This is a genomic window from Actinomycetota bacterium (assembly GCA_030017835.1).
Taxonomy (GTDB): domain Bacteria; phylum Actinomycetota; class Aquicultoria; order UBA3085; family Oleimmundimicrobiaceae; genus Yes70-04.
This window is the reverse complement of record JASEGU010000006.1, coordinates 17,212-32,304: the sequence shown is the minus strand read 5'-3', so window position 1 is coordinate 32,304 and position 15,093 is coordinate 17,212. Positions and strand designations below refer to the sequence as shown.

Here is a 15,093-nt window from a genome sequence, read left to right as displayed (position 1 = left end):
GCCCTTGTCGATGGGGAGCATTACTTTCCGGTCATCGAGGGGACTTTAAGGCGCATCGAAGAGGATCTAAAATACGATATCGTCGCCGTCGTATTCATCGGCGGGACTGAAAAGGTTACCGAAGATAAGAGCCTCTCATCGCTCGGTTTTACGGTCGTCTGGGGAAAAGATGCCCTCTCGGCCATAGAGGAGGCTCTGGATACTTTTCAGCCAGGTCTAGTTATAGATCTAAGCGATGAGCCGATCGTCGGGTACCATGAGCGCTTCGAGTTCGCAAGCCGCATCTTGAAATCTGGCGCATCATATCTGGGAGCCGATTTCCGTTTCGATCCTCCCAATTTTCACGATATCTTGGAGAAGCCCTCGATCTCGATAATTGGAACCGGCAAGAGGGTCGGCAAGACGGCCGTTTCGGCCTACGTATGCCGCGTTCTTGATAAGGCTTCGTTTATGCCGCTCGTGGTGGCAATGGGCCGCGGCGGTCCCAGCAAGCCGGAGGTGATACTGGGAAGAGAGGTGGAACTTAGCCCAAGTTTTCTCCTTAATGCGAGCCGGATGGGTAAGCACGCCGCCTCGGATCATTACGAGGACGCCTTGATGGCTCGGGTGACAACCATAGGCTGCAGGCGCTGCGGCGGTGGAATGGTTGGATCGCCCTTCATGTCCAACGTCTTGGACGGAGCCCGCCTGGCCAATACCTTAGAGGGCGAATTCGTGATCCTGGAAGGGAGCGGCTCGGTCTTTCCTCCGATAGATACGGAGGCAAGGGTCGTGGTCGTCGGGACCCACCAGCCCATAGAATATATCAAAGGGTTCTTCGGCCCGTACAGGATTCTGATGAGCGATATTGTTGTTCTGACCATGTGTGAAGAGCCTCTCTCAAGCCTGGAGAAGGTGAGCTTCATCGAGAAGGTCATCAAGGATATCAAGCCACAGGTTGAGGTGATAAGGACGGTATTTAGGCCTCTTCCCTTATCTTCGATCGAAAATAAGAGGGCCTTTTTTGCCACCACCGCCAGCCCGCAGGCCGCCCCGTTGCTTATGGGATATCTCGAAGAGAGATATGGCTGCAAGATCGTTGGGCATAGCTCCAGCCTGTCCAACAGGGCCGATCTCAGGCGGGACCTGGCCGGTCTATCCGGTCGATACGATACTGTGTTGACCGAACTCAAGGCGGCATCGGTCGATGTGGTGACCGACTTCAGTCTTACGGCGGGCAAAGAGGTCGTCTACCTTGATAACGAACCGATCACGCTCGAAGGTTACAGACCGCTCAATGAGGCCACCATCGCTCTGGCCGAAAGGGCGAAAGCCGATTTCAAAAGCAAAGGAAGTTGAGATTGAATACGGATAACAACCAAGAGAAGACCATCTTGATAAGCGACCGCCAGCACGGTCTTCCCTTCTCCAAGGGTTTGATCGCCTCCTCGATCATGGCTACCGGGATATCGCCCTTAGACGCGTACGATATAGCCCGCTCCATCGAGGATAGGCTGAAAAGTGATGGAACCTATTCGATAAAGAGTCCGGATTTGAGCCTGATAACCATCGAGATGATTGAGTCGAAGGTGGGCTTGGAGTATGCCAAAAAGTATGAGAACTGGTTGACTCTGGGCAAGCTCGATCGCCCGCTCATCGTCCTCATCGGCGGCACGACCGGGGTGGGTAAATCGACCATCGCTACCGAAATCGGAAACCGCCTGGGAATCACCCACATCGTCCCCTCCGACGCCATCCGTGAGGTTATGAGGAAGCTTCTCTCCAAGGAACTGATGCCCGTACTCTACCACTCCTCTTTCGATGCCTGGAGGGCGGCCCGCATACCAGTCTGCTCGGGGGATGACCCGGTCATCGAAGCCTTCATGGAGCAGGCCATAGCCGTGGGCGTGGGCTTAAGCGCGGTCATTCAAAGGGCTATAACCGAGGGCTTCAGTATGATAATCGAGGGCGTTCACTTGGTTCCTGGCCTTATAAACTTAAACCGGCTCAAGGATGCCTTGATCGTTCAACTCGTCATCGCCATGGGCGAGGAGGAGCTTCATAAGAGCCACTTCTATGTCAGAGAGGTTGATACGGGGGGGACCCGCTCCTTCAAGCGCTATCGGGCCAACTTCGAGAGCATCAGGAAGGTAGGCGGCCATCTTGAGGCGGCGGCCAGAGAGGAGAAGGTGGCCATCATACCCAGCTACCACCTGGATGAGGCCGTGATAAAAACCCTTGAAGTGGTACTCGACAGAGTCGTCTCCTGCTGCGCCAAGGTTACGCAAGGGACGCAAAAATCCAATTTAAAATAGCATGAGAGGTGATCCGGTTTGGAACTATTCTTAGATACGGCCAACATCGACGAGATAAGGGAGGTCAACTCCTGGGGGGTGATAAGCGGGGTGACCACCAACCCGACCCTCTGCGCAAAGGAGGGGCGCGAATTTGCTGAGGTCATCAAGGAGATAGCAGAGACCGTCTCCGGCCCCATCAGCGCCGAGGTCATAAGCTTAGGCGCCAAGGGCATGATAGCCGAGGCCAAAGAACTCTCAAAAATTGCCGATAATGTGATAATAAAGATGCCGATGACGAGCGAGGCTTTGGCCGCCACCAGCGTCGTCTCCAAGGAGGGAATCCGGGTCAACATGACGCTGATATTCTCCGTCAACCAGGCCATTTTGGCCGCTCTGGCCGGTGCCTCCTACGCTTCCATCTTTCTGGGCCGCCTTGATGATATTGGTCAGAGCGCTATGCCCGTTCTAATCGACGCGGTGGCTGCCTACAGGAATTATGATTTCGATACCAAGATAATCGCAGCGAGCGTGCGCAATCCCATCCACGTGACCGATTCGGCTCTGGCCGGAGCCGACATCGCAACCGTTCCATATAGCGTCATCAAACAGATGGTAAAGCATCCCCTAACCGACCGGGGGATAGACGCATTTCTCTTAGACTGGGAGAAGTTGAAAGATAAGCTTTCCAAGTAGTTCACAGTGATTTATAGACTTCGTAAGGCAGGTGCATGTAGTTGGGTAACGACGATTTAAGGGAAGAGTTGGCAAAAAAGAAGATGGCAGAGCTCGGTGAGATCGCTCAAGGGGCTGGAATCGATCTAACGCAGAAGCTCAAAAAAGCCGAGCTCATCGAGGCGATAGTGGCCAAAAAAAAGGTGAGCGGCGGTGGTGAGCAACCCGCCTTCGAGAGACGTCCGGCCCCGCCCATCGAGGGGAATGGCGCCATTACCAAAAAGGGCATCCTAGACATCCTTAGCGACGGCTACGGTTTCTTGCGCACGGGAGGCTATCTGCCGAGCGATGACGACATATACGTCTCGGTCTCGCAGATAAGGAGGTTTGCCCTCCGTAAGGGCGACGAGGTCATGGGGCTCATCCGTCCCTCCAAAGATAACGAGAAGTACAGCGCCTTGCTTCGGATAGAGAAGGTCAACGGGGCCGATCCCGAGTTGATCAGGGGGCGGCAGAATTTCGAAAACCTGACTCCAATCTATCCCAAAGAGAGATTCCGCTTGGAGACGGCAGGTCATGAGATAGCCCCAAGGGTGATAGATCTTTTAGCTCCCATCGGAAAGGGGCAGCGGGGTCTCATCGTCTCTCCGCCCAAAGCCGGAAAGACGACCATCTTAAAACAGATAGCGAACAGCATAACCGCCAACAATCCCGAGATAATGCTGATAGTCCTCTTGGTCGATGAGCGTCCCGAAGAGGTGACCGATATGGAGCGCTCCGTACGCGGCGATGTGGTCAGCTCAACCTTCGATCAGCCGGCCGAAAATCACGTCCAGGTGACCGAACTCGTCTTAGAAAGGGCCAAGCGTCTGGTCGAACAGGGCAAAGACGTGGTCATCCTGCTCGACAGCATCACCCGTTTAGCCAGGGCCCATAACCTCTCCGTTCCGCCGAGCGGCCGTATCCTTTCCGGCGGCGTCGATTCGACCGCCCTCTATCCGCCCAAACGCTTCTTTGGGGCGGCCAGAAACATCGAGAATGGCGGCAGTCTGACCATCCTGGCCACCGCCCTGGTCGAGACGGGTTCAAGGATGGACGAGGTCATCTTCGAGGAGTTCAAAGGGACCGGCAATATGGAGATCCATTTGGACAGGAAGCTTGCCGACAAGCGCATCTTCCCGGCCGTCAATATAGAAAAGAGCGGCACCAGGAAGGAAGAGCTCTTGATGGATCCGGCCGAGGCCCAAGAGGTCTGGAAGCTGAGAAGGGTGCTGCACTCCCTCGATGCCATGGCCGCCTTAGAGCTCTTGATCGACAAGGTCAAGCAGACCCGCTCCAATGCCGAGTTCTTACAACAGGTTCAGAAGACCTCCCTACCTTCGGGCTAAAGGCCGCTCAAGGGATTGCCAAGAACCTTTCCCCTGTGCTAACATCTCCCTTGCCTGTGGGCTAAATTAGGGTTGGAGGTGGAATTTTTTGAAGAAAGATATTCATCCCGAATATAAGGAGTCTTTGGTCACCTGCTCTTGTGGAGAGAGCTTAAATACCCGCTCGACCAAGTCCGAGCTGAAAGTGGAGATCTGTTCCAAGTGTCACCCCTTCTTCACCGGCAAGCAGAAGCTGATAGATGCCGGCGGCAGGGTTCAGAGATTTCAGAAGAAATACGGCATAAAGGCCGAGGCGCCTAAGGCCAAGGGAGACAAGGTCAAAGAGGAAGAGCCGGTTTAAGCAGTCTCGCCTTCAAATAGAGCTAGCGATTGAAGTGGTCTTGATTGAACGTTAACCTTTTGGAGTTTACCCCAAATCCAGAGAGAACGGTCGCCGCGGCGGCCCGGCTCTGCTACGCGCCCATCGGGGCCGATGAGCTGTTAAAGAACCTAGGTGATCATGAGGTCGAAAAGATGGTCACCCTCATAATCGGCTCAGGCCATCTAAGCGCCGTTGAGCACGCCGTCTTCACCTTCGCCGTGGGTGGAATATCGAGGGCCTGCTCCCATCAGCTGGTAAGACATCGTATCGCCTCCTACAATCAACAGTCACAGCGATACGTCAAGTATGCCGAGAGCCCAGATTTCATAGTGCCGCCGGCCGTGGGTGAGAACTTTGAGTTAAAAGAGATATTTACGAGGATCTGCGAGGCGACTCACCGGGTCTATCGAGATCTCTTAGAGGCAGGGGTAGAGGCCGAAGACGCAAGATATGTCCTTCCCAACGCGGCCGAGACCAAGATAGTGATCACGATGAATGCCAGAGAGCTTCTTCACTTCTTCGAACTGCGCTGTTGCGAGCGGGCTCAGTGGGAGATAAGGGGGCTCGCCATGGGTATGCTGGATAAGGTGAAATCGGTCGCCCCGCTCCTTTTTGCAAAGGCCGGTCCGGCCTGCAATAGGGGGCCCTGCAAAGAGGGCAAGTTCAGTTGCGGTCGTCCTTGGAAGAAGATCTAGCGCCCCTTGGTTGCTTTGAGGCCAAGTCGTATCCCTTCCAAAAACATCTCTCATTGATAATTGGTGAAATATTGAAGATCAATTTCAGCTACAAATTAAAGCATTCGCTCGGACAACTCGTGAGGTGCTCTCCATCGAACTCGGCTCAGGTCGGCGGCCAAGCCGTCCTGGAAGGGGTCATGCTCCGCTCCAAAGATAACTGGGTGATTGCGGTCAGGAGAGAGGACGGCGAGATAGCCGTCGAGGAAGCTCAAATCAAGAGGGGCGGATTTGCGAAATCCCTCCTTAAGATCCCGGTCCTAAGGGGGATCACCTCCCTCTTTGAGATGCTCGTTTTGGGAACTAAAGCCATCACCCTCTCACTCAACATGGCCGAAGAGACCGAAGGGTCAGATGAGGAAGCCATCATCCTCGGCAAGGGCGAAATCTTCTTCAGCGTTCTTTTGGCCTTTGGCTTTTCCATACTCCTCTTCATTATCATACCGAGTTATCTCATAGCCTTTGGGGCGAGGAGTCTTGAGAGCCCCTTTTTGATAAGCTTCTTTGAGGGCCTGATAAGGGTAGCCCTCTTTATAGCCTACCTTCTCGTCATATCTCACTCCAAAGAGATAGGGCGCGTCTTCGAGTACCACGGAGCCGAACATAAGGTGATCCATGCCCTAGAGGCCGGCGACGAGTTGACCGTAGAGGCGGCCGCCAAGCATAGCCCCCTTCACGTCGGATGCGGGACGGCCTTCATCATCATCGCCTTCACCATTCTTATACTGGTCTTCGCCTTTTTGGGGCGGCCGCCGCTCATGATTAGGATAGCCGAGCGTCTACTCCTTGCCCCCCTGGTGGTGGGCTTAAGTTACGAAATCATAAAGCTGGCCAGAAAGTATGGCAGCCATTTCTTGGTCAGGGCGATCCTTGCTCCGGGGCTCTATCTTCAAAAGCTGACGACCAAGGAGCCCTCAACCCAGCAGATCGAGGTGGCCTTGGTCTCGCTCAAGCGTCTTTTAGAACTGGGTGACCTGAATGAAACAGAAGTGGTGGAGATCCTTCAATAATGTCTCTAGAGCCTCATATCCTGGAAAAATTTGATGAAATAGGGGAGCGCTACCGCGAGATATCCGAAAAGCTCACAGATCCAAACACCTTAAGCGATCCCAAGAGATATGCCGAATATGCCAAGGCCCACGCCGAGATATCCGATGTCGCCACCGCGATAGAAGAGTATCGGGCGACTCAAAAGGCGGCCAAAGAGGCCGGTCTACTTCTGGCCGGCGAGAGCGACAAGGATATGGAAGACTTCCTGTGCGAGGAGATTGCTTCGGCCGAAAGGCGAGCCTTGGAATTGGAAGAGAAGATAAAATTGATGATGACGGTCAAGGATCCAAACGATGAAAAGGACGTCATCTTGGAGATAAGGGCGGGGGCCGGTGGGGACGAGGCCAGTCTCTTTGCCGCCCAACTATACCGTATGTATACCAGATATGCCGAGGAGAACGGCTACAAATTCGACATTTTGAGCAGCAACCCATCCGATCTTGGCGGCTTCAAAGAGATCATCTTCGAGGTGAAGGGGCGGGGGGCCTACAGCCGCCTCAAATATGAGTCTGGTGTTCACCGGGTTCAGAGGGTTCCGGTTACCGAATCGGGCGGGCGCATCCATACTTCTACCGTGACCGTGGCCGTCCTGCCCGAGGTGGAGGATGCCCGGGTCGAAGTGAATCCAAACGATCTCAAAATAGACGTCTTTCGCTCCAGCGGTCCGGGCGGCCAATCGGTCAACACCACCGATTCGGCCGTGCGCATCACCCACCTTCCGACCGGCATGGTCGTCTCTTGCCAAGAGGAACGTTCCCAGCTCCAAAACAGGGAGCGAGCCATGAAGATCCTAAGGGCCCGCCTTCACGATAAGATGCTCGAAGATCAGAGATCAGAGATCGCCGAGTCAAGGAAGTCTCAGGTTGGAACGGGCGATCGGAGCGAAAGGATCAGGACCTATAATTTCCCGCAAAGCCGCGTGACCGATCATCGCATTGGACTTACCCTTTACAACCTGGAGTCGATACTTGAAGGCAACATCGCCGAGATAATTGAGGCCTTGACCATGGTCGAAAGGGCTTCGCAGCTCGGGGAGTCACCCGTTTAAAATGGAGGCAAAATAGAGGAATGAACCCAACCGTCGTAAACATACTTAAATCCACGCAGGGCTTGCTGGAGAAGTCGCAGGTTGCAGGTCATTTGGCTGAGACCGAGAGCCTCTTGTCCAAGGCTTTAGGGCTTAATCGCTCCGGACTCTATCTCCACTTCGATAAGAGGCTGAGCAAGGGACAGATCGATTACTTCTTGAACATGGTCGAACGGCGGATCAAGGGGGAGCCGCTAGCCTACATCCTGGGCGAGCAGCCGTTTCGAAATATTAATCTGGAGGTCTCACAGGACGTTTTGATTCCAAGGAATGAGACCGAGCTTCTGGTCGATAGGGCCTTGAAGATGATAAAAGGGGCTAAGTCCAATCCCATAAAGGCTCTGGATCTGGGGACGGGGAGCGGCGCCTTGGCTTTGAGCCTGGCCAAAGAGATCCCCAACTCCGAGGTCTGGGCGACCGACATTTCGGCTTTGGCCATTGAGATCGCCAAAAAGAACGGTCGCAAAAACGGGCTTGATGGCCGGGTCAGTTTCATCGAGTCGGATCTCTTTTCAGCTCTGGGCCCCGATCATTTCGGCTCCTTCGATCTGATGCTCTCCAATCCGCCTTACATCAAGCATGGTGATCTGGCCGGTCTTCCCAAAGAGGTCAAAGACTTCGAACCGATCCTTGCCTTAGATGGCGGCGATGACGGTCTCGACTTCTATCGGAGAATAATCCCCCACTCGTCAAACTACCTGAAGGGCGGAGGCTATTTGATACTTGAGATCGGATGGGGCCAAGCAAAAGAAGTGCAATCTCTGATAATGGCGACCGATGACTTCAATTGGGTCGATGTCTCCAAAGACTACGCCGGCTTAGATCGGGTGGTCGTTGCAAGGAACTCTCAAAGGATAGATTGATGGGGCAAAAGAGGGTTAAGGTCGTCTCTTTCACCCAGGTTTCAAAGGTCGCCCGCAAGGCGGCCGCCGTTCTTAAGAAAGGCGGTATTCTGGTCGTCCCGACCGAGACGGTCTATGGTCTGGCCGCTGACGGCTCAAACCCAGCCGCCATAGAGAAGATATACCAAGTCAAGGGGCGCCATTTCGATAAACCACTCACCGTGGCCATATTCGAAAGGGGTCTCTTAAAGGACTTGGTAAGCGAGATCCCCCCTTATGCCGCCGCCCTCATGGATAGGTTTTGGCCAGGTCCGCTCACCCTCATCTTTCCGAAGGGTGAAGCGGTCCAATCCACGATAACCAGAGGCTTAAAGGGGGTGGGGATAAGGTTTCCAGGCGACGACCTCCTCCTTGCCGTCATGAAGGAATTTGGCGCTCCCATCGCTCTTACCAGCGCAAATGTCTCGGGAGATCCAAGTCCAATAAGCGCAGATGAAGCATCTCAAATAGAGGACCGCGTCGACCTGATCATCGACGCTGGAAGGACCAGGCTCGGGAGGGAATCGACCGTCTTGGACATCACGGTCAGTCCGCCTCGCATCCTGAGGGAAGGGGCGATCCCTGTCGATCAACTAAAAGATTTCATCGATCCTTAAAGACGTCGTTATTTCGCACCCATGGAACGGCGCCAAGGTTGGACGAAATCCAATCTTGATGTTAATTTTATAGGTATATTTTTTGAAAGACAGAAATGGAGAGGGGCTTGTAGGTCAATTGAAGATAGCTATTGCTTCCGATCATGCAGGTTATGAGCTTAAAGAGGATCTCAAACGGTTTTTGACCGAAAAGGGCGACCAGTTCTTTGATTTTGGCACCGTCGGCACCGATTCGGTTGATTATCCCGATTTTGCCAAAGAGGTGGCAAATGCCGTAGCTTTCGGTCAGTTTGAGCGAGGGATACTCGTCTGCGGGTCGGGCATAGGGATGGCCATGGCCGCAAATAAGGTCAAGGGGATAAGGGCGGCCGTCTGCAACGATTTAGAGTGCGCCTCCTTGAGCCGCAAACACAACGATGCCAACATACTGGCCCTGGGCAGCCGTCTGGTAGCCCAGGGCCAGGCCGAGAAGATAGTCGAGCTCTGGCTGTCGACCAATTTTGAGGCCGGTCGCCACGTTGGACGGGTAAACAAGATAGCCCAGATCGAAAACGATCAGAAAGATTCCAGATTAGGAGGAGATTAATGAAGCACCATCTATCCGTGGTCGATCCCGAAATAGCCAAGGCCACCTCGGCTGAGCTTGCAAGGCAGCAAGAGACCATAGAGCTCATCGCCTCCGAGAACTTTGCGAGCATTGCCGTGATGCAGGCCACCTGCTCCGTTCTGACCAACAAGTATGCCGAAGGCTATCCGTCCAAGCGATATTACGGCGGCTGCGGCCACATAGACGTGGTGGAGAGGATCGCCATCCAGCGGGCCAAAGAGCTCTTTGCGGCCGAGCACGCCAACGTCCAGCCCCACAGCGGCTCCTCAGCCAACATGGCTGTCTATCTATCCATCCTTGAGGTGGGCGATAAGGTTCTGGGGTTGGAGCTCTCTCACGGCGGCCATCTCACCCACGGCAGCCCGGTCAACTTCTCCGGGCGCCTCTTCGACTTCGCCTTCTATGGCGTCGATAAAGAGACCGAGACCTTAAATTATGATGAGATAATGCGGATAGCCGAAGAACAGAGGCCAAAGATGATAGTCACCGGGGCCAGCGCTTACCCTCGCATCATAGATTTTGCCGCCTTCAGAAGGATAGCCGATGAGGTCGGCGCCTATCTGATGGTCGATATCGCTCACATCGCCGGGCTGGTTGCGGCCGGCGTCCATCCAAATCCCGTGCCCCACGCCCACTTCGTTACGACCACCACGCACAAGACCCTAAGAGGGCCAAGGGGCGGGATGGTCCTCTGCAAAGAGGAGTTTGCAGCTCCTCTCGATAAGGCGGTCTTTCCCGGCATCCAGGGCGGTCCCCTCATGCACGAGATAACGGCCAAGGCCGTCTGCTTCAAAGAGGCCTTGAGTTCAGAGTTTAAAGAGTATCAGGCCCAGATCGTGAAGAACGCCAAAACATTGGCATCCGCCTTAAGCGAGGCGGGCTTTCGCCTTGTCTCGGGCGGCACGGATAACCACCTATTTCTGGTCGATTTGACCAGCAACGATATTACTGGCCGAGAGGCCGAGGTCCTACTCGAGTCGGTCGGCATAGTTCTGAACCGGAGTACCATCCCCTTCGAGACCAAGAGCCCCTTTGTGACGAGCGGTATCCGGATCGGAACTCCGGCCGTTACCACACGCGGCATGAAGGAGGCCGAGATGGAGGAGATAGGTCAGCTCATCACCAAGGTCCTTAAAAACAAGGGTGATGAGGCCGTCTTGGGTGAGGTTAAGGAAGGGGTGGCCTCGCTCTGTGGCCGCTTCCCCATCTACTCGGAATTCGGCCAAAACTGACTTACTGGATATACCGGAGAGAGATTTGAAAAGAGACAGCCGTCCCTCCTGGGATGAGTATTTCATGCGGATAGCCGAAGAGGTCAGGACCCGCTCGACCTGCTTGAGAAGGCAGGTTGGGGCCGTAATAGTCAAGGATAAGAGGATCCTTACGACCGGCTATAACGGCGCCCCGTCGAGGATCGCCCATTGCCTTGAGACGGGCTGCTTGAGGGAGGAGAGAAAGGTCTCCTCCGGTGAGCGGCACGAACTCTGCCGGGGGCTTCATGCCGAACAGAATGCCATCATCCAGGCCGCCCTCTATGGCACCGAGATCTTAGGCGGGGTCCTCTACACCACCCACCAGCCCTGTATACTCTGCACCAAGATGCTGATAAATGCCGGCATCAAAGAGATTGTCTATAAAGAGAATTATCCCGATGAGATGACGACAGGCTTTATCAAAGAGGCGGCCCTGATAATTCGGAGCATTTGAGGCCGCCCAAAACCCTTTAGGTGTTTGTGTGGCTAAAGAAGGTGACAAGCAGAAAAAGGTCTGGCTCAAGGTTATCGCCAGATATGGTAGGATCGGCCTCGATTTGGGTTTTAGGATTATCGGGGCGTTTCTCTCTGGTTTTTTGATCGACACTTGGGCGGGCAGCTTTCCCGCCTTCACCATAATCTCACTCCTTGCCGGCCTCTTCATCTCCCTCTACTTTCTCTATCGATTAACGAAGGAAGATGGCCAAGAAGGAGGCTTTGGAGCTTAAATGGAAAGATTCATAATAAAAGGTGGCCACCCCCTTGTCGGCCGCGTCAAGGTTTGCGGGGCCAAGAACGCCGCCCTAAAGTTGATGGCCGCCTCGATTTTAAGCGATGACCCCGTCATCCTAAAGAACGTTCCCAAGATAAGCGACGTCTTGATCATGGCCGACGTCCTGAGGGCTCTCGGCCTCGAGGCCGGATTTCTGCCTTCGAATGATTTTATGATAAAGCCCACCACCTCCTTGTGTCCCGAGGCTCCTTTCGAACTCGTCAATAGGATGAGGGCCTCCATAATCGTTCTCGGTCCCCTGCTTGCCAAGCTTGGCCGGGCCCAGGTAGCTCTTCCGGGCGGCTGCAACATCGGCCTTCGCAAGATCGACTATCACCTTCGGGCTCTTGAGGAGCTGGGGGCGGAGATAAACGTCGAGGGCGGCTTCATAAAGGCCAAAGCCGATGGTCTGGTTGGAAAGGAGATAGACTTCGAATTTCCGAGCGTGGGAGCGACCGAAAATATTCTGATGGCCGCGGTCATGGCCAAAGGCAAGACGGTAATCAAAAATGCGGCCAAAGAGCCCGAGATCGTCGATCTAATCTCCTTTCTAAATGGGCTCGGAGCCAAGATAGAGGGGGCCGGGGGATCGATTTTGACGGTAGAGGGAGTAAGCGGCCTGGGAGGCAACATCGAACACCGGATAATTCCCGATCGCATCGAGGCCGGAACCTTCATGGTGGCCGCCGCCATGACCGGCGGCGATGTAATAATGGAGGATGTCCCCGTTCAGTCCATGGAGATCGTCATCGAAAAATTGAAGGAAGCCGGGGCATCGGTCGAGCAGGTGGAAGGCGGCCTCAAGATAGGTCAAAGCCATCCCCCTTTTAGGCCCCTGCACATATCGACCCTGCCCTATCCCGGTTTTCCGACCGATATGCAGGCCCAGATGATGACGCTTCTGACCTTGGCGCAAGGTAGCAGCGTCATTACCGAGAATGTCTTCGAGGATAGATTCATCCTGGTACCCGAACTCGTCCGGATGGGGGCCGACATAAGCATCCACGGACCGCACGCCCTCATCAAGGGCGTCCCCAACCTAAGCGGGGTTCCCGTCAGGGCGACGGATCTTCGAGGTGGAGCGGCTCTGGTTCTGGCGGCCTTGGCCGCAAACGGGACGACCGAGGTCATGGATATCTCTCATATCGATAGGGGCTATGAGGAATTTGAGGGCAAGCTCAAGTCCCTCGGAGCCGAGATAACCCGCTCGTCCGAGCGGGAATCGATCACTCTTTAACCTTCGGCCTTCTCTTCGGTCTCAAAGCTCAACACATCCTTAAGTGAGACCGTCTCTATCCAAACGGGCCCCCGATTTAAGGCGATTTCGCTCCCGGTTATGTCATAGAATCTTAAGCTGTCTTTTAAAGAATCGCGGACCCATTTACCCTCTATAACCTGGCCATCCAAAAGAGCGTAAGCGAGACCGCGGCCCACATTGGCCACCTTAACCCGTCCCATCTCATCGATCACCTTGATCGATGTCACCTGGATAAGGACGTTTTTGACGGAAAGCTGTCTGCCCGAGCTTAAGGCCCGATGGACCTTGCCGCCCATCGAGCGGAGGTATGAATTGCTAGTCATTTCGTATTCGTAAGCGACCAAAAATTCTGGCGATGAGAAATTTATCTTGGCCTCCATCGAGCTTGGCCGCTCGGCCGTGGGAGCGTCATCTTTGAATTCGAAGGGCTTAAAGGTGGCCAGATCCTCAAAACCTCTCTCTTTGGCTTTTTCCCTCAAGTTATCAGTCGAGGTATAGAGATTATGCGGTCGCTTGTGCTTGGAAGAGCGCCAATAGGCGCCCGTATTTGCAAATTCATCCAAATCGTCCAGCTTCAAGTCCTTTATAGCCTTATAACCGGCCGGTGAACCGCCGCAGTGGGCTAGTATGGCCTCAAAGCCCTTGGCCATCTCGCCATAGTAGTCGCGCACGCTCCGTACAGGGCCGACGGAATCGACCTTGTCATGAAGATAGACGGCCAAAAACCTGGTTATTCCCCCCTCGGCGACTACCTCATGGACTATGCAAGCGTCCTCAAGTCCCGATTGAGGCCGGGTATCGGGGTGGTTCTCAATTATCACGGCAAGCGGGCGCAAGGTCGCATCGGTCTCTTCTGCAACCTCCTCTCCGCAGGCCATGCAGTAATACTTCTCCTCTTCAATCACCTGGTCAGCCGTCTGATTGGTTGAGTTGATATAGAATCCAGCCCCCAAAGCCAGCACGATGGCGGCCAGCGCCGCTACCGCCGCTACCCCGACATTTTTGTTCACAGTTCACTCCTCGTTTCATGAATGATAAAAGATTATATCATAAGGGACTGGCTTGTCTTATCAATGCGTTAAGTCTAAACTTTTTAAACCAAGAACCGATTTTTGGAAAGGACCAAGAATGCTCGACTTGGGCGAGATCAAAAAGATAATACCTCATCGTGAGCCGTTCCTTCTACTCGACTCCATAACCGAACTCAAACCGGGGGTGCGGGCCGTAGGGCTTAAAGTGGTCAAGGAGGGTGACTTCTTCTTCCCCGGCCATTTTCCCGGTCGTCCCATAATGCCGGGCGTCTTGATCGTCGAGGCCTTGGCCCAAGTCGGAGCGGTCGTTCTCCTATCAAAACCCGAAAATGAGGGCAAAATCGCTCTCTTTGCCGGCATCGACAAGGTCAGATTCAAAAGACAGGTCGTGCCGGGCGATGAGCTCACCCTCGAGACAGAAGTCATAAAGTCCAAGGGGCCCATCGGCATCGGGGTGGCCAAAGCGACAGTAAACGGGGAGCTTGCCGCCTCGGGCGAGATCATGTTCGCCATCAAGTGAGTTCGACAGGGGTTAGGCCTTGTGATAACATTTATTAGTTTTCCCGAAAAGACGAATAAATTATGGTAGATGCGGTGTCTTTAGATGATGCTATTGAAAATTTTAAAGCAAAGTTAGGCGTAATCGGCCTCGGTTACCTCCGCCACCATCCTAGATGGCTTCACCATAACGGGCGGTAATGCAGATGAAGCGATTGGCGATAACTCCAGCGGCGGCGGAATTTTTAACGACCAAAGTAGCCCAACCATCGAGGGTTGCACCTTCAGCGACAACACGGCGACCAGCAGCAGCAGCGGCGGGATGTATAACGGCGGCTCTAGCGACCCATCTATCACCAACTGCACCTTCAGCGGCAACACGACCGGCTCCGGCTATGGTGGCGGGATTTATAACTCCTCAAACAGCAGCCCGTCAATCTTAAACACCATTCTCTGGGATAACGGCGGCGGTGAGATATTAAATTATGATGCCGGGCCTATCCCCGTTGTCAGCTACTCGGTTGTTCAAGGGGCTATGTTGGCGGAACCAACATCATAACGGACAACCCCAAAGCTCGGCGCCCTGGCCGAGAACGGCGGGCCCACAA

Annotated in this window: 19 protein-coding genes; 17 read left to right on the top strand and 2 right to left on the bottom strand. The window is 54.2% G+C overall.

Going from position 1 to position 15,093, the window contains the following annotated elements:
- Positions 1 to 20: 20 nt before the first annotated feature.
- Entirely contained in the window at positions 21 to 185 is a 165-nt protein-coding gene (locus QMD53_02800; protein ID MDI6799587.1) for a hypothetical protein, read from the bottom strand.
- Between the two features lie 100 nt (positions 186 to 285).
- Here QMD53_02800 and QMD53_02795 point away from each other — a divergent pair, with 100 nt between their 5' ends.
- The 15 genes from QMD53_02795 to murA all read left to right on the top strand — a co-directional run bounded on the left by QMD53_02795 (position 286) and on the right by murA (position 12,935).
- Complete coding sequence (locus QMD53_02795; GenBank protein MDI6799586.1) at positions 286 to 1,338, top strand: 2,3-diphosphoglycerate synthetase; 1,053 nt, start codon at positions 286 to 288, stop codon at positions 1,336 to 1,338.
- A gap of 2 nt (positions 1,339 to 1,340) precedes the next feature.
- Positions 1,341 to 2,294 (top strand): hypothetical protein, encoded by a 954-nt coding sequence (locus QMD53_02790; protein ID MDI6799585.1) that lies wholly within the window; start codon positions 1,341 to 1,343, stop codon positions 2,292 to 2,294.
- Between the two features lie 18 nt (positions 2,295 to 2,312).
- Positions 2,313 to 2,969, top strand: a complete 657-nt coding sequence (gene fsa / locus QMD53_02785) for a fructose-6-phosphate aldolase (GenBank protein MDI6799584.1) — start codon at positions 2,313 to 2,315, stop codon at positions 2,967 to 2,969.
- A gap of 41 nt (positions 2,970 to 3,010) precedes the next feature.
- Positions 3,011 to 4,336: a transcription termination factor Rho gene (gene rho, locus QMD53_02780; protein MDI6799583.1), complete on the top strand. Its 1,326-nt coding sequence runs from the start codon at positions 3,011 to 3,013 to the stop codon at positions 4,334 to 4,336.
- 88 nt (positions 4,337 to 4,424) lie between these two features.
- Positions 4,425 to 4,676, top strand: coding sequence for a 50S ribosomal protein L31 (gene rpmE, locus QMD53_02775; GenBank protein MDI6799582.1), 252 nt, complete (start codon positions 4,425 to 4,427; stop codon positions 4,674 to 4,676).
- A 44-nt stretch (positions 4,677 to 4,720) separates the two neighbouring features.
- Positions 4,721 to 5,392 carry an FAD-dependent thymidylate synthase gene (thyX, locus tag QMD53_02770; GenBank protein ID MDI6799581.1) on the top strand — a complete coding sequence of 224 codons (672 nt, stop codon included), beginning with the start codon at positions 4,721 to 4,723 and terminating at the stop codon, positions 5,390 to 5,392.
- A complete protein-coding gene (locus tag QMD53_02765) occupies positions 5,377 to 6,441 on the top strand; it encodes a DUF1385 domain-containing protein (protein MDI6799580.1) in 1,065 nt (354 codons plus the stop codon). The genes thyX and QMD53_02765 overlap by 16 nt, the downstream gene beginning before the upstream one ends.
- A 17-nt stretch (positions 6,442 to 6,458) precedes the next feature.
- Positions 6,459 to 7,529, top strand: coding sequence for a peptide chain release factor 1 (gene prfA, locus QMD53_02760; protein ID MDI6799579.1), 1,071 nt, complete (start codon positions 6,459 to 6,461; stop codon positions 7,527 to 7,529).
- Positions 7,530 to 7,549: 20 nt separating this feature from the next.
- Positions 7,550 to 8,431, top strand: a complete 882-nt coding sequence (gene prmC / locus QMD53_02755; GenBank protein MDI6799578.1) for a peptide chain release factor N(5)-glutamine methyltransferase — start codon at positions 7,550 to 7,552, stop codon at positions 8,429 to 8,431.
- Positions 8,431 to 9,066: an L-threonylcarbamoyladenylate synthase gene (locus QMD53_02750; protein MDI6799577.1), complete on the top strand. Its 636-nt coding sequence runs from the start codon at positions 8,431 to 8,433 to the stop codon at positions 9,064 to 9,066. Before prmC ends, QMD53_02750 begins: the two co-directional genes overlap by 1 nt.
- Before the next feature lie 118 nt (positions 9,067 to 9,184).
- A complete protein-coding gene (gene rpiB, locus QMD53_02745) occupies positions 9,185 to 9,652 on the top strand; it encodes a ribose 5-phosphate isomerase B (GenBank protein MDI6799576.1) in 468 nt (155 codons plus the stop codon).
- Complete coding sequence (glyA, locus tag QMD53_02740) at positions 9,652 to 10,905, top strand: serine hydroxymethyltransferase (GenBank protein MDI6799575.1); 1,254 nt, start codon at positions 9,652 to 9,654, stop codon at positions 10,903 to 10,905. Before rpiB ends, glyA begins: the two co-directional genes overlap by 1 nt.
- Positions 10,906 to 10,930: 25 nt before the next feature.
- On the top strand, positions 10,931 to 11,380 hold the full coding sequence (locus QMD53_02735; protein MDI6799574.1) for a cytidine/deoxycytidylate deaminase family protein: 450 nt from the start codon (positions 10,931 to 10,933) through the stop codon (positions 11,378 to 11,380).
- Positions 11,381 to 11,408: 28 nt separating this feature from the next.
- Positions 11,409 to 11,654 carry an AtpZ/AtpI family protein gene (locus QMD53_02730; GenBank protein ID MDI6799573.1) on the top strand — a complete coding sequence of 82 codons (246 nt, stop codon included), beginning with the start codon at positions 11,409 to 11,411 and terminating at the stop codon, positions 11,652 to 11,654.
- Positions 11,655 to 12,935, top strand: a complete 1,281-nt coding sequence (murA, locus tag QMD53_02725; protein ID MDI6799572.1) for a UDP-N-acetylglucosamine 1-carboxyvinyltransferase — start codon at positions 11,655 to 11,657, stop codon at positions 12,933 to 12,935.
- Here the strand turns inward: murA and QMD53_02720 are convergent.
- Entirely contained in the window at positions 12,932 to 13,966 is a 1,035-nt protein-coding gene (locus QMD53_02720) for a DUF3048 domain-containing protein (protein ID MDI6799571.1), read from the bottom strand. The two genes, murA and QMD53_02720, sit on opposite strands and share 4 nt — an antisense overlap.
- A 118-nt stretch (positions 13,967 to 14,084) precedes the next feature.
- Between QMD53_02720 and fabZ the strand changes: the two genes are divergently transcribed.
- Together fabZ and QMD53_02710 are read left to right on the top strand one after the other, a co-directional pair.
- On the top strand, positions 14,085 to 14,507 hold the full coding sequence (gene fabZ / locus QMD53_02715) for a 3-hydroxyacyl-ACP dehydratase FabZ (GenBank protein MDI6799570.1): 423 nt from the start codon (positions 14,085 to 14,087) through the stop codon (positions 14,505 to 14,507).
- Between the two features lie 165 nt (positions 14,508 to 14,672).
- A complete protein-coding gene (locus QMD53_02710) occupies positions 14,673 to 15,044 on the top strand; it encodes a right-handed parallel beta-helix repeat-containing protein (GenBank protein ID MDI6799569.1) in 372 nt (123 codons plus the stop codon).
- Positions 15,045 to 15,093 lie beyond the last annotated feature (49 nt).

What these genes read in the sequence shown, in the direction of transcription:
- QMD53_02800 (MDI6799587.1), bottom strand. Translation starts at nt 185, where the DNA reads ATGGCCGAGAGGGCATCTTTTCCCCAGACGACCGTAAAACCGAGCGAT.
- prmC (MDI6799578.1), top strand. Translation starts at nt 7,550, where the DNA reads ATGAACCCAACCGTCGTAAACATACTTAAATCCACGCAGGGCTTGCTG.
- QMD53_02750 (MDI6799577.1), top strand. Translation starts at nt 8,431, where the DNA reads ATGGGGCAAAAGAGGGTTAAGGTCGTCTCTTTCACCCAGGTTTCAAAG.
- glyA (MDI6799575.1), top strand. Translation starts at nt 9,652, where the DNA reads ATGAAGCACCATCTATCCGTGGTCGATCCCGAAATAGCCAAGGCCACC.
- murA (MDI6799572.1), top strand. Translation starts at nt 11,655, where the DNA reads ATGGAAAGATTCATAATAAAAGGTGGCCACCCCCTTGTCGGCCGCGTC.
- fabZ (MDI6799570.1), top strand. Translation starts at nt 14,085, where the DNA reads ATGCTCGACTTGGGCGAGATCAAAAAGATAATACCTCATCGTGAGCCG.